The sequence below is a fragment of the Streptomyces sp. NBC_00078 genome, assembly GCF_026343335.1.
Taxonomy (GTDB): Bacteria; Actinomycetota; Actinomycetes; order Streptomycetales; family Streptomycetaceae; genus Streptomyces.
Genome location: NZ_JAPELX010000001.1, coordinates 4,839,225 through 4,852,520 on the forward strand (window position 1 = coordinate 4,839,225; position 13,296 = coordinate 4,852,520).

Here is a 13,296-nt window from a genome sequence, read left to right on the forward strand (position 1 = left end):
TCTCCGGTGCAGGATCACGTCACGCCCCGCCGGGTGGTCATCCTCGGCGGAGGGTTCGCGGGGCTGTTCGCCGCCCGCGCACTACGGAAGTCACCGGTCGCGGTAACCGTGGTCGACCGCCGTGCCCACCACCTCTTCCAGCCGCTGCTGTACCAGTGCGCCTCCGGGATCCTGTCCGAGGGGCAGATCGCACAACCGTTGCGCGGGGTCCTGCGGCGCCACCACAACGTGAGGTGCGTGCTCGCCGAGGCCACCGACGTGGATGCCGGCGCCCGGCTGGTGCACGCCCGGCGACCCGAGGGCGGAATTGTTCAGCTGCCCTACGACGATCTGATCGTCGCGGTGGGCATGCGTCAGTCCTACTTCGGGCACGACGAGTTCGCCGCGCACGCCCCCGGAATGAAGACCCTGGACGATGCGCTGGACATCCGCCGACGGATCTACCGGGCGTTCGAGATGGCCGAAACGGCGGCGAACGACCGGGAACGGCAGCAATGGCTCACCTTCGCGCTGGTCGGCGGCGGCCCGACCGGTGTCGAACTCGCGGGACAGATCCGGGAGATCGCCGGCCACACGCTCGACCGGGAGTTCCAGGCGATTGATTCCGCCAAGGCCCGGGTGCTGCTTTTCGAGGGGTCCGACGCGGTGCTCGGCGCGTTCGGCCCGCCACTCGCCCACCGTGCTGCCCGGACCCTGCACCACCTCGGTGTCGAGCTCCACCTGGGCACGATGGTCACCGACATCGACGCGCACGGCCTGACCGTACAAGACCACGACGGCAGGACAACCCGGTTCGGCGCACGCACCGTGCTGTGGACGGCGGGCGTCGAGGCGCCGCCGATCGCCGCCGCGCTGGCCCGGGCGACCGGTGCCAAACAGGACCGGGCCGGACGCATCCTCGTCGAACCCGACCTCACCGTCCCCGGCCATCCGGAGATCCGAGTCACCGGCGACGTGATGAGCCTGAACCGGCTGCCGGGCCTGGCCGAGGTCGCCATGCAGTCGGGCGCGTACGCGGGCCGGATGTTGCGGCACGCCGTTGAAGGCAGGACGAAGGCGCCGAAGCCCTTCAAGTACGTGGATCTGGGCAGCGCCGCCTACATCGCTCGCGGTCGGGCCGTGGTCAAGGCCGGCCCGCTGCATCTGTCGGGCTTCACCGGCTGGCTCGCCTGGCTCTTCATCCACCTGGCCTTCCTCACCGGCTTCCGCAGCAGGCTGGGAGCGGTGCTCAGCTGGTCCGTCGCCTTCGCCGGCAGCTCGCGCCGCGAACGCGCCTTCACCATGCCCGACATCGACAGGTCGGCGGCCCGGGTGGGCGGCCCGGAGGCACCTCCGCCTCCCTGACGGGCCCCGGCCGATCCTCTACGGGCGCCCTCCGCATCCTGTCCCTCCTCAGCCCCGCCACTTCGCAGGGCAGACCATCGAGGCGCACATGCTCAGCACCGTTGCCCTGCTGGCGAACAGCACCCCGGACCAACTCCTGCCGGCACGAGAGTTGATGGCCTTCACCTTGGCCTCGCACATCCTGCTGGTCCCTTTCGGGGTCGCACTGCCGTTCATCACGCTGCTCATGCACCACCGGGCGCTCCGCCGCAACGACCCCGTCGCCCTCACCCTCGCCCGGCGCTGGTCGGCGGTGATGGCCGTTCAGTTCGCTATCGGCATCGTCACCGGCACCGTTCTGTCCTTCGAGTTCGGCTTGCTGTGGCCCGGCATGATGGGCCGCTGGGGCGACGTCTTCGGCCTCGGGTTCGGCGTCGAGGCGTGGGCGTTCTTCCTGGAGGCCGTACTGATCGCGATCTACCTTTACGGCTGGCGGCGGCTCAAGCCCTGGACGCACTTCTGGCTGGCCGTGCCGCTGCCGCCGACCGCCCTCATGGGGGCGTTCGGCATCATCGCGGCGAACTCCTGGATGAACACCCCGCAGGGGTTTCGCCTGGATGCCCAGGGCAACCCTGTCGACGTAAATGTGCAGCAGACGATCTTCACACCGATGTTCGGCCCGGAGTACTGGCATTTCGTGGTCGCGATGCTCCTGACCGCCGGCTACGTGGTCGCCGGTGTGTACGCGGTCGGCTGGCTGCGCGGGCGCCGCGACCGCTACCACCGGCTCGGCTTCGCCGTGCCGTTCACGGTTGCCGCGATCCTCACCCCGATCCAGTTCATGCTCGGCGACTCCGCCGCCCGCGCCGTTTTCCACAAGCAGCCGATCAAGTTCGCCGCCACCGAGATCGTCTGGAAGACGGACACCCATGTACCGGAGTACATGTTCGGGCGTCTGCATCCCGACGGGACGATCTCCGGCGGCCTCAAGATCCCCCAACTGGACTCGATCCTCGCCGGATTCAGCCCTGACACCAAGGTGACGGGCCTGTCGTCGGTCGCCGCCAGTGACCGCCCGACGGCGACTCAGGCCACCATCGCCCACTGGGCGTTCGACATCATGGTCACCGTCGGCAGCGTGCTGATCCTGCTGGCGCTCTGGTACGCCTGGTCCTGGTGGCGGCACCGGGACAACCCTGCCAGCCGTTGGTTCTACCGCTGTGCCGCGCTCGCGGGAGTCGCCTGCCTGGTCACCGTGGAGTGCGGGTGGATCACCACGGAGGTCGGCCGTCAGCCCTGGATCGTCTATCAGCACATGAGGGTCTCGGAGGCGGTGACCAGTACCGGCGCCGGATCGCTGTGGGCGATGCTCGGCGTCGTCGTCGTCGTGTACGTGGCCGTTTTCGGCTCGTTCCTCGCGGTCGTCCTGAAGATGCGTACCCGCTGGCGCATCGCCGACGAGGGCTCGGCCGTCGCGCGAGCCGAACTGCCGCCGGAGACCGACACCCCCTACGGGCCCAGAAGCGAGCCCGAACCCGCAACCGCCGGGGCTGCGCACGACGGCGGGTCCGGTCACACCTCTGGCGGTGCGTCGTGATGGCCGACTTCATCGCATGGGTGCTGGTGATCGCGATCGCCGCCTACGCCTGCGCCGGGGGTACTGACTACGGCGCGGGCTTCTGGGACCTGCTGGCCGGCGGCACCGAGCGCGGCAAGCGGCCGCGCTGGCTCATCGACCACGCCATGGCACCGGTCTGGGAGGTCAACAACGTCTGGTTGATCTTCGTTCTGGTCATTATGTGGACCGGTTTCCCGACGATGTTCCAGGCCGTCTTCTCCGCGATGTGGCTGCCGCTGGCCCTCGCCGCCGTGGGCCTGGTGCTCCGCGGCGCCGGGTTCGCCCTGCGCAAGCCGACCCGCCGCCTGGCCCAACAACGCGTCTACGGCGCGATGTTCGCCGTCTCGTCGCTGGTGACGCCGTTCTTCCTCGGGGCGGTGCTCGGCGGCATCGCCTCCGGCCGGGTCAAGGTCGGCACGACCGCCTCGGCCGACGCCTGGGCCAACGGCACCTCCGTCCTCGTGGGGTTGCTGGCCATCGCCGCGGCCGCGTTCCTCGGAGCGGTCTTCCTCTGCTCCGACGCCCTGCGGTTCGGCGCGCACGATCTCGTCGACTACTTCCGCGTACGGGCACTGATCGCCTTCGGCGCCGTTGTCGTGCTCGCGCTCATCGCCCTGCCCGTCACGCACAATGACGCCCGCTACGTCTGGGACGGCCTCACCAGTGGCTTGGGCCTGCTGCTGATCATTCTGGCTGCGGTCTGCGGTCTGGCCACGGTGTTGCTTCTGCTGCGCCGGTCCCACGGCTGGTCCCGCTACACCTCGGTGGCGAGCGTGGCCCTGGTCGTCGGTGCCTGGGGCTTCGCGCAGCGGCCTTACGTGCTCCCCACATCGCTGACAGTGGCCGAAGCGGCCGGGGCCGCCCACACCCTGCGCTGGCTGGTGATCGTCACCGCCATCGCGATCGTGCTGATCGGGCCGGCGCTGGTACTGCTCTACCGGCTCGACACGATGGGTGAGCTGGAGGAGCTCACCGACGCCGACACCCGGGCCGCCAGAATGTCCGGCGACAACCTGTAGCGACGTTCAGCCGGTTCACGGTGCGACGGCGTCCCGGTCACCCCAGCCGGGCGGCGATGTGGTCGCCGACCCGCAAGGCGTTGGCGATGGCGGTCAGTGACGGGTTCACCGCGCCGATGCTGGGGAAGAAACTGGTGTCCACGACGTAGAGGTTGTCGAGGTCGTGGGCCTTGCAGTTGACGTCCAGGACGGAACTCCGCGGGTCGTCGCCGAACCGCACGGTGCCGGCCTGGTGTGCGGTGGCGCCGATCGGCATGCCCTTGTGCAGGTAGATGCTGTGATCCAGCAGGTGGTGCTCGTGCATGCCCAGGTGTCCGAGCATCCCCCGCAGCTTGTGCTGGAGGCGCTTGAGCCCGGCGATGTTGTTCTTCTCGTCGAGAGCCAGGTGGATGGCGTCGTCCTTGTCGAGGGTGACCCGGCTCTCGGGCAGGGGCAGGTCCTCCCCGCACAGCCAGAAGTCGACGGCGTGGTGGGCGAGTACCTCGAAGGGCATGTCGGGCATGACGGCACCGGCCCAGCGCGGCGCCTCGCCGTGGATCTGCTCGGAGTCCGACTTGCCGAGCATCTGGATGCCGCCGAGCGGAAACTCCCAGTCGTCCGCGCCCAGGTACCAGTCGTTCAGCGCCAGGGTCTTCTGGAATCTGGTGGGGTTCGGTTCCTTCGAAATCGCCATCAGCGCCAGGTTGTTGTGCCGCATGTAGTGGCGACCCACCACGTCCGAGCTGTTGGCCAGGCCGCCGGGGTGCTTGTCGTTGGCCGAACGCAGCAGCAGAACGGCAGAGTTGACCGCGCCGGCGGCGACCACCACGATGTCGGCGCCGAACGTCTCGGTCGCTCCGTTCCTGAGCTCGGCGACCACCCTGGTGACGGTGCGTCCGGTCGGGTCGGTCTCCAGGCGCCGTACGTTCGCGTCGGTCACCATCGTGACGTTGTCGTACTTCAGCGCCGGGTCGACGCAGATCACCTGCGCGTCGGACTTCGCACCCACCAGGCAGGGGAAGCCGTCGACCCGGTCGCAGCGGATGCAGGCGCTGTCGTGGGTGGCCCGGCCGTGCTCGTCCTGGGTGAGGTTCACGCCGATCGGCAGGTGGAAGGGGTGCAGGCCGGCCTTCCCCAGATCGTCGCTGAGCTGCTGGATGCGCGCCTCGTGCTCGACCGGCGGGTAGGCGTACTGCGCGCTGGTCGGCCCTCCGGTGGGGTCCTCGCCGTGCCGGCCGTGCACCAGGTAGAGGTGCTCTGCCTGGGTGTAGTACGGCTCCAGGTCCTCGTAACGGATCGGCCAGGCCGGAGAGATGCCGTCGTGGTGGCGCAGTTCGCCGAAGTCCTCGGGCCGGAGCCGGAAGAGCGCGGCGCCGTAGAACTTGGTGTTGCCCCCGACGTAGTAATTGACCTCCGGCGGGAACTGGTTGCCATGCCTGTCGTACCAGAACTCCGGGGCACGGTACTTGCCCTTGACGAAGACGGCGGTGGATTCCCAGTTGTCCCGCTCCCGCGGCAGGTAGCCGCCGCGTTCCAGGATCAGGATCCGCTTTCCGGAGGGGGCCAGCCGGTGGGCGAGCGTGCCGCCGCCGGCTCCCGTACCGATGACGATGACGTCGTAGTGCTGATCGTCGGCCATGAGAGGGTCCCGTTCTAGGAGTCGTCGGCTGTCCTGGCTGAAGTGCCCGTCCGGGGGACTCCGGGCTGTGCTGTTCCGCACGGACATTCGCGCATTCGGGACATTTAGCTCCAATTTCCAAGTTATCGGGTGGTTCGGTCGGCTGCGACCCGGCAGAGTCGATCAGGCGCCCGGTCACTTCACGGCCCGGACGGCGCGCACCGCCTGGTCGACGAGGGTCTGCGGGGCGGACCGCGCGTCAACGGCCAGGCCGGGCTCGTCCGGCCGCAGCGGTTCCAGGGCGGCGTACTGGGAATCCACCAGTCGGGCGGGCATGAAATGGCCCACACGGCCTGTGACCCGTTGGTCGGCGATCGCGCGGTCCAGCGCCAGATACAGGAACCACACGCCTGCGCCTGCCCTGCGCAACTCGTCCCGGTACTCGTGCTTGAGGGCCGAGCACGCCACCACCCCGCCCCGTCCGGAGTCGCTCGCCTCGCGGATCCATGCGGCGACGGACCGCAGCCACGGGCGGCGATCCTCGTCGTCGAGCGGGCGACCCGCGGCCATCTTGGCGCGGTTCGCGGCCGGGTGGACGTCGTCCGCCTCCAGGAAGGGCACCATGAGCCGCTCCGCGAGCAGCAGTCCCACGGTGGACTTGCCCGATCCCGAGACACCCATGACCACCACGACCGAGGGTGCCGGGATCACAGGACGGCAATCGGATTGACCGGCGACCCAGTGGCGTCCGGCAGTCTCAGCGGGGCGATCACGCAGAGGAAGGACCAGCGTCCCTCCGCCTCGCAGACCGGTGCCAGGTCCTCGAACTGCAGGTAGTCCAGCAGGTGCAGGCCCATGGCGTGGACCGCCAGGACATGCACGGGAAAGTCGACGCCCTCGGTGGAACTCGGGGCCGTGTCGTTGTTACCGTCGCCGCCGAGCACGGCGACCCGCCGGGCGGCGAGGAACTCCAGTGCCGACGGGTGGAGTCCGGCGCGCTCAAGCGTCGCGTGCCACGGCCCGAGTTCGGCGCGGCGCCGGCGGTGGCCGACCCGCACGAAGAGGAGGTCACCCTCTTTCACGCGCACGTGCTGCGCGGTCTCGGCCGCGGCGAGGTCGCCGGCCGTCACGTGATCACCCGGTTCGAGCCAGGGCACGCCGCGCAGTCGCGGAATGTCCAACAGCACGCCGCGTCCCACGATCCCGTCGCGCGCCACCTCGAGAGAGAGCGCCGTGGCCCCGTCCGCCGTGACGCTGCTCGCGGACACGCCGCCGTGCAGGGTGCCGTCGTAGATCACGTGGCAGAGGGCGTCGAGGTGACTGTCGGCGTCGCCGTGCACGTTCATCGCGAAGCTGTCCCTCGCGAAGTGCAGTCCGTCGGAGACGTCTTCGCCTGTCTGAGGGCTCATCCGGTGCTTCGCGGGCTCCGGATTGTCCGGGCCGGGCAGCGTCTCCACTGGCGCGGCGAGCGTCATCGTCCGGCCGGTCCGCACCTCCCGGGTGGCGGCCACCACCCGGGCAGGAGTCAGGGCCTCCAGAGCGCCACGGTCCCCCGAGGCCCAGGCGGCGCGCGAGAGCAGGCGCCGGTACAGCCCGGTGAACTCGTCCTCGGTCAGCCGTGGGGATGCTGCCGGACGGGCACGGGTGACCATGGGTCAGCGCCCGTTCTCCGCGTCTAGCATCTGGTCGAGGGTGGTGGCCGCCATGACGAGCGACAGATGGGTGAACGCCTGGGGGAAGTTGCCCAGTTGCTCTCCGCTGGGACCGACCTCCTCGGCGAAGAGCCCGACGTGGTTGGCGTAGGTCTGCATCTTCTCGAACGTGTAGCGGGCCTGGGGCAGTCGTCCCGCCCGCGCGAGTGCGTCGACGTAGAGGAAGGTGCACAGACTGAACGTGCCCTCCGAGCCGCGCAGCCCGTCCGGCGATGCCGCCGGGTCGTAGCGGTAGACGAGGCTGTCGGAGACGAGCTTGCGGTCCATCGCGTCGAGCGTGGAAAGCCAGGCAGGGTCCTTGGGGGCGATGAAGCCGACCCTCGGCATGAGCAGAAGGGAAGCGTCCAGGACGTCGCCGCCGTAGTGCTGGATGAAGGCGCCCTCGTTCTCGCTCCAGCCGCGTTCCATGATCTGTTCGAAGATGGCGTCCCGGGCTGTGCGCCACCTCTCCAGGTCGGCGGGCCTGCGGAAGCGCTCGGCGAGGCTCATCGCGTGGTCGAAGGCGACCCAGGACATCATCCGGCTGTAGGTGAAGTCCTGGCGGCCGCCGCGGGTCTCCCAGATGCCCTCGTCCGGCCGGTCCCAGGCGTCGGCGAGCCAGTCCAGCGTCCTGGCCAGTGTCTTCCACCCCCGGTAGGTGGCCTGCTGCGCGATCCCGAGGCCCTGGGACAACGCATAGACGGCTTCGCCGTAGATGTCCAGCTGGAGCTGGTCGGCGGCGCCGTTGCCGATCCGGACGGGGGCGGAACCGCGGTAGCCCTCGAAGTGGTCGAGTGTCACCTCCGGCAGGTCGGGGCTGCCGTCGACCCGGTACATCGTCTGGAGCGGCTCTTCCTCCTTGCCCTCGCGCTCATGCAGCCTCTCCACGAGCCAGTGCACGAACCCGGTGGCCTCCTCGACGAAGCCGAGATCCAGCATGACCCGCACGGACAGTGCGCTGTCACGTACCCAGGTGAACCGGTAGTCCCAGTTGCGCTCTCCGCCGACCTGCTCGGGAAGACCCATGGTGGCCGCCGCGACGAGGGCGCCGGTGGGGGCGTAGGTGAGGAGCTTGAGGGTGATCGCCGAGCGGTGCACCAGCTCGGGCCAGCGGCCCCGGTAGCGGGACTGGCGCAGCCAGTGCTGCCAGAACTCGGTGACTTCCTGGACCTGTGCGTTGAGCCCGTCGACGGTGGGGGGTGCGGGCGCCTCGCCACCGGACGCGCACACGGTGAACACGACGCCGCCGACCTCGCCGGCGTTGAGCGTCGCCCTGCCGCGTACGTCCTGGCCGTCCCGCTCCAGCGGGAAGGAGGTCCGCAGGTGCGCGTCCATCACGGGGGACCGGAACAGGCCGCTGTTCTCGCCCTCGCCGAGCTCCAGCCGGTGCTCGGCCCGGCCGTAGTCGAAGCGCGGTCGGCACTCGAGCGTGAAGTCGACGGTCCCCCGCACGGCACGCATGACGCGTATGAGGGTGTGACGGTCGGTGGCGGTGCGGGTCCGGTCCGGAGGCATGAAGTCGACCACCTCGCCCACCCCGTCCGGTGACATGAACCGGGTCACCAGAATGGCCGTGTCGGGGTAATAGAGCTGCTTGCACGTCAGGTCGGGGTGTTCGGCGGCCAGCCGCATGTACCCGCCGCCGTCGTGGTCGAGCAGGGCGGCGAAGACGCTGGGCGAGTCGAACCGCGGAGCGGCGAACCAGTCCACGACACCCTGCGACGAGACGAGCGCGGCGGTCTGCAGGTCGCCCACCAGGCCGTGTTCGGCGATGGGAGGGTAGCGGTCCATGGATGCTCCGAACTCTCGGAAGGAGCCCCCTGCGCCCACTATCGGCCACTTGGGTGGTTCTTGCGCGTTGGAAGCGACGCAAGTGACCCGGGGTGCTGGAGCGGAGCAGCTCACCCGGCTTGCCGACCCCGACCCACCGGGCGTTACTTGCTGGAGCCGGTCTGTCACAGATGGGAGAGCTCCTGCATCCCGGGCACCGTAGCGCCTCGGTGGTCCGTCGGAGGGCGATGGAGGTGGTGCATGGAGATGATCCACGTCCGGCTGGTGAGCCCCACCGATCTCACCCCCCGGGCGGTCGGGCTGCTGACCGACGACCGCTATGTCTTCAACCTGGTCATCCTCACCGAACTGGCGCACAACCCCGACGGCGACGCGATCGAGTGCGACATCCTGGCGGGCGCGGCCAACGCCGTGCTGCGCGGTCTGCGCGAGCTGGAACTCGACCGCCGCGGATCCATCGTCATCGAACCGGTCGAGATGGCCTTCTCCGGTTCAGCGGCCGAAGCCGAGCAGCGGCAGCTCGGGGCGCTCGCGCACGCGCCGGTCTGGGAGGAGGTCGAGGCGCGGATTCGCGCCGAGGGCACCTATCTGCCGAGCTTCTACGTCTACCTGGTCATTGCAGGCGTCATCGGGGCGGTGGGAATCATCACCAACTCCCAGATCCTGATCGTCGCGGCGATGGTCGTAGGACCGGAGTACGGCGCCATCACCAGCGTGGCGCTGGGCATCGACCGCGGCAACGGCACCAGGATCCGCCAGGGCCTGTTCGCCCTGACCGTGGGATTCCTGCTGGCCATCCTCGTGACGTTCCTGTTCTCGTGGGCGGTCCGGGGCCTCGACTTTCAACCCAAGGCATTCGAGCTGGGCTTCAGGCCCGTCTCCACGCTGATCGACGCCCCCAGCGCCTTCTCCGTCGTCGTCGCGGTGCTGGCCGGCATCGTCGGGATCATGTCCCTGACCCAGGCCAGGACGAGCGCGCTGCTCGGCGTCTTCATCTCGGTCACCACCATCCCGGCCGCCGCCGACATCGGCGTCTCCTGCGCGTTCTCCAGCTGGAGCGAGGCGCGCGGATCTCTGGGCCAACTCCTGCTCAACGTCGTGCTGCTTATCGTGGTGGGCGTGCTGATGATCAGATTCCAACGGGCTGTCTGGCGGCGCATCGGCCGGCGCAGCGGGAGCTTTGGCACCGGGTGACGCCGCCGTCCCCCGTCCGGCAGACAGCAACAGGGCCCGTGCGCCGACCCTCCCCCGCTCCTGCCAGTGGCCCCAGCGGGCGAACCTGCCCGGCGATCGCGCCGACAGGAACGTGTCGTGCTTGACCGGGTCCATGACAGGCCGCACGCTCCCGACGGAAGGGCCGGCACCACAGGCCACCACTACGCCGGCGTCCGAGGACGCCGGCCGGGCGGATCGAGGAGGCCACGCGTGCAGGAGAGCGGCACCGGACGGCAACTGACCCTCCGTCACGGCACACACAGGGCCGTCGTCGTCGAGCTGGGCGCGGCCCTTCGGTCGTACGCGGTCGGTGAGCGCACGGTGATCGACGGATTCGGCGAACAGGACCCGATCACCGGCGGGCGTGGCCAGATCCTGGTGCCGTGGCCGAACCGGATCCGCGACGGCCGCTACCCCTGGGACGGGCAGGAGCAGCAGCTGCCGCTCACCGAGCCGGACGGCGGCAACGCCATCCATGGGCTGCTCCGGTGGGTCGCGTGGCGGGTCGTGGAGGCGAGCGACAGCCGCGCCGTCCTGGAGGTTCCGCTGTGGCCGCAGCCGGGCTACCCCTTCCACCTCCACGTCCGCGCCGAGTACTCCCTGGGCGAGAGCGGGCTGGAAGTCGCCGTCATCGCGCGCAACCTCGACACGAGGGCCGCACCCTATGGCTTCGGCCAGCATCCCTACGTCACCGCGGGCACCGCGGTCGTCGACCAGGCGGTGCTGACCGTTCCCGCACGCACGTGGCTGCGCACGGATGAGCGCGGCCTTCCGGTCGCCGCCGAGCCGGTCGCCGGGAGTGAGTACGACCTGCGGACGCCACGAACCGTCGGTGCGCTCCGGCTGGACACCCCCTTCGGCGACCTCGACCAGGACGCGGACGGCCGGGCCGCGGTGCGGCTGGCCCACCCGTCCGGTGCGTTCGGCACGGACGTGTGGCTCGGTGAAGGCGCCGACTACGTACAGCTCTACACCGGCGACACCCTCCCGCCGGACGAGCGCCGTCGCGCGGTCGCCGTCGAGCCGATGACCTGCCCGCCGGACGCCTTCCGCAGCGGCACCGGGCTCATCAGCCTCGGCCCCGGCGAGCGGCACACCGTCCGCTGGGGGATCACTCCATGGGGGGAGTGACCACGCCGCCACGGCGTCCGACAGTCCCGCGGCACCCGGCGGAGGTCTGACCCGGCCAGGCCGCGCAGCCGGCCGGCAAGAGCACCCACTCGTCCACCACCCCGCATCGAAAGGGCCGCATGTGACGACGAACCAGGTGCTCATCGGCGTGGGCGTGATCCTGGTCCTGGCCGTCGGATCGCAGATCCTGGCCGGCCGCCTGCACATCCCCGCCCTCATCGTCCTGCTGCCGGTCGGCTTCGCCGCGGGCGCGCTGATCGACGACGTCGCCCCCGAGCAGCTACTGGGCACTGCGTTCTCACCGCTGGTGTCGCTGGCCGTCGCCGTGATCCTCTACGACGCCGGCCTCGGGTTGGAGCTGGCGAGGCTCAAGGGCCACACCCGCCGCGTCGTCGTCCGGCTGATCTGGATCGGTGTCCCGATCACCGGACTGCTCGGCACGCTCCTCGCTGCGCCGCTGCTGGGGATGTCCGCACGGGCAGCCGTCATGATCGGCGCGATCCTCGTGGTCTCAGGGCCGACGGTCGTCGGACCGCTGCTCAGCTTCGTGCGACCGAAGGACCGCCTACAGCACATCCTGATCTGGGAAGGCTCCCTCATCGACCCCGTCGGCGGCGTCCTGGGAGCATTGGTCTTCCACGCGGTCGTGGCCGGCTCGCGCCACCACCTCGGCAGTGGGATGGAGCGTTTCCTCGCCAGCATGGCCGTCGGAGCGGCCGGCGGAGCGGTCGGGGCGGCTCTGCTGTGGATGCTGTTCCGGGTGCTGCGGCTCGGCGAGGTCCTCGGCACCACGGCGCAGCTTGCCGCGGTGATCGGTGTCGCGGCGTTCTGCGATGTCCTGCGCGACGACACGGGACTCATCGCCGCCGTGGTGATGGGCCTGGCCGTCGCCAACCTCCCCGGCATGGACGTACCCGCGCGTCGGCCCTTCTTCGAGACCCTGGTCAGCCTGATCCTCGGCCTGCTCTTCATCTCGATCTCGGCCACCGTCACCCCGCACTCGCTGCGCCACGTGTGGCTGCCCGCGCTCGGGCTCGCCGCCTTCCTGGTCCTGGTCGTCAGGCCGCTGGTCGCGGTCGTGTCCACCCTCGGCACCGAACTGACACGCAGCGAGCGCGGTTTCATCGGCTGGATGGCGCCGCGTGGCATCGTCGCGGCCGCCACGGCTTCGACGTTCTCCGCCGACCTGGTGGCCCAGGGGATCGGCGGCGCTTCGAAGATCCTTCCGGCCACGTTCGTGGTCATCGTCGCGACCGTGACGCTCTACGGCCTGACCGCCTCTCCCGTCGCCCGGCGCCTGGGCGTGGTGCGCCCGTCCCGCTCGCGGCCCCTGCTCGTCGGCGGCGCCCCCTGGGTGGTCGACCTGGGCATGGCCCTGAATGCGGCAGGGCTGGAGGTGCTGATGTGGGCAGGTGAGGATGAGCAACGCGAAAGTATCCGGCAGGCCGGGATCGAGCTTGCACCGGGTGAGCTGCTGGGCGCCGCCACGGGTGGGGCCGCGGAGCTGGAGGGCATCACGGCCGTGTACTTCCTCACCGCCCAGGACGACTTCAACGCACTCGCGGCGGTGCTTTTGCGAGGCGGCGTGGAGGGCCCGGTCCACCGTCTCAACGCACCGGCCGACAGCCACGGCGTAGTGGCGCCCTTCATCGGCGGCGAGGTTCTGTTCGGCCCGGACCTGACCTGGCCGACGTTCTCCCGCAGGTACGAAGACGGGGCAGCCGTTGTGGGGCAGCCCGCCGACGACGCCCTACGACCAGGCAGCGATCTGCTGTTCCTCGTGCGCCGGGACGGCCGCCTCGATCCGGTCACGGAAGGCAGCACACCACTGCCCCGGCCAGGGGACACGGCCGTCCTGCTGACCCCCGGCGCGCGGGGAACCGACAGCCCGCCGGAGTAGGCCGGCGTCGG

10 protein-coding genes are annotated in these 13,296 nt (G+C 70.1%); 6 read left to right on the plus strand and 4 right to left on the minus strand.

Features of this window, described 5'->3' with window-relative positions; all coding sequences use genetic code 11:
- Positions 1-6 precede the first annotated feature (6 nt).
- The 3 genes from OOK07_RS22680 to OOK07_RS22690 all read left to right on the plus strand — a co-directional run bounded on the left by OOK07_RS22680 (position 7) and on the right by OOK07_RS22690 (position 3,960).
- On the plus strand, positions 7-1,344 hold the full coding sequence (locus OOK07_RS22680; protein WP_266798166.1) for an NAD(P)/FAD-dependent oxidoreductase: 1,338 nt from the start codon (positions 7-9) through the stop codon (positions 1,342-1,344).
- A gap of 88 nt (positions 1,345-1,432) precedes the next feature.
- Complete coding sequence (locus tag OOK07_RS22685; protein WP_266798167.1) at positions 1,433-2,920, plus strand: cytochrome ubiquinol oxidase subunit I; 1,488 nt, start codon at positions 1,433-1,435, stop codon at positions 2,918-2,920.
- The gene (locus OOK07_RS22690; RefSeq protein WP_266798168.1) at positions 2,920-3,960 is read left to right on the plus strand and encodes a cytochrome d ubiquinol oxidase subunit II; all 1,041 of its coding nucleotides are present in this window, start codon (positions 2,920-2,922) and stop codon (positions 3,958-3,960) included. Before OOK07_RS22685 ends, OOK07_RS22690 begins: the two co-directional genes overlap by 1 nt.
- 37 nt (positions 3,961-3,997) lie before the next feature.
- Here OOK07_RS22690 and OOK07_RS22695 read toward each other — a convergent pair whose 3' ends face one another.
- The 4 genes from OOK07_RS22695 to OOK07_RS22710 all read right to left on the minus strand — a co-directional run bounded on the left by OOK07_RS22695 (position 3,998) and on the right by OOK07_RS22710 (position 9,039).
- A complete protein-coding gene (locus OOK07_RS22695) occupies positions 3,998-5,578 on the minus strand; it encodes a GMC oxidoreductase (protein ID WP_266682599.1) in 1,581 nt (526 codons plus the stop codon).
- Positions 5,579-5,752: 174 nt separating this feature from the next.
- Positions 5,753-6,268: a gluconokinase gene (locus tag OOK07_RS22700; protein ID WP_405671253.1), complete on the minus strand. Its 516-nt coding sequence runs from the start codon at positions 6,266-6,268 to the stop codon at positions 5,753-5,755.
- On the minus strand, positions 6,265-7,209 hold the full coding sequence (locus OOK07_RS22705) for a cyclase family protein (RefSeq protein ID WP_266798169.1): 945 nt from the start codon (positions 7,207-7,209) through the stop codon (positions 6,265-6,267). Before OOK07_RS22705 ends, OOK07_RS22700 begins: the two co-directional genes overlap by 4 nt.
- A 3-nt stretch (positions 7,210-7,212) precedes the next feature.
- Positions 7,213-9,039 carry a glycoside hydrolase family 15 protein gene (locus tag OOK07_RS22710; RefSeq protein ID WP_266798170.1) on the minus strand — a complete coding sequence of 609 codons (1,827 nt, stop codon included), beginning with the start codon at positions 9,037-9,039 and terminating at the stop codon, positions 7,213-7,215.
- 240 nt (positions 9,040-9,279) lie between these two features.
- On the opposite strand from OOK07_RS22710, the gene OOK07_RS22715 reads away from it, so the two are divergent.
- The 3 genes from OOK07_RS22715 (at position 9,280) to OOK07_RS22725 (ending at position 13,285) form a co-directional block, all read left to right on the plus strand.
- Positions 9,280-10,233, plus strand: coding sequence for a DUF389 domain-containing protein (locus OOK07_RS22715; protein ID WP_266798171.1), 954 nt, complete (start codon positions 9,280-9,282; stop codon positions 10,231-10,233).
- Positions 10,234-10,464: 231 nt separating this feature from the next.
- Positions 10,465-11,385, plus strand: coding sequence for an aldose 1-epimerase family protein (locus tag OOK07_RS22720; RefSeq protein ID WP_266798172.1), 921 nt, complete (start codon positions 10,465-10,467; stop codon positions 11,383-11,385).
- 121 nt (positions 11,386-11,506) lie between these two features.
- Complete coding sequence (locus OOK07_RS22725; protein ID WP_266798173.1) at positions 11,507-13,285, plus strand: cation:proton antiporter; 1,779 nt, start codon at positions 11,507-11,509, stop codon at positions 13,283-13,285.
- Positions 13,286-13,296 lie beyond the last annotated feature (11 nt).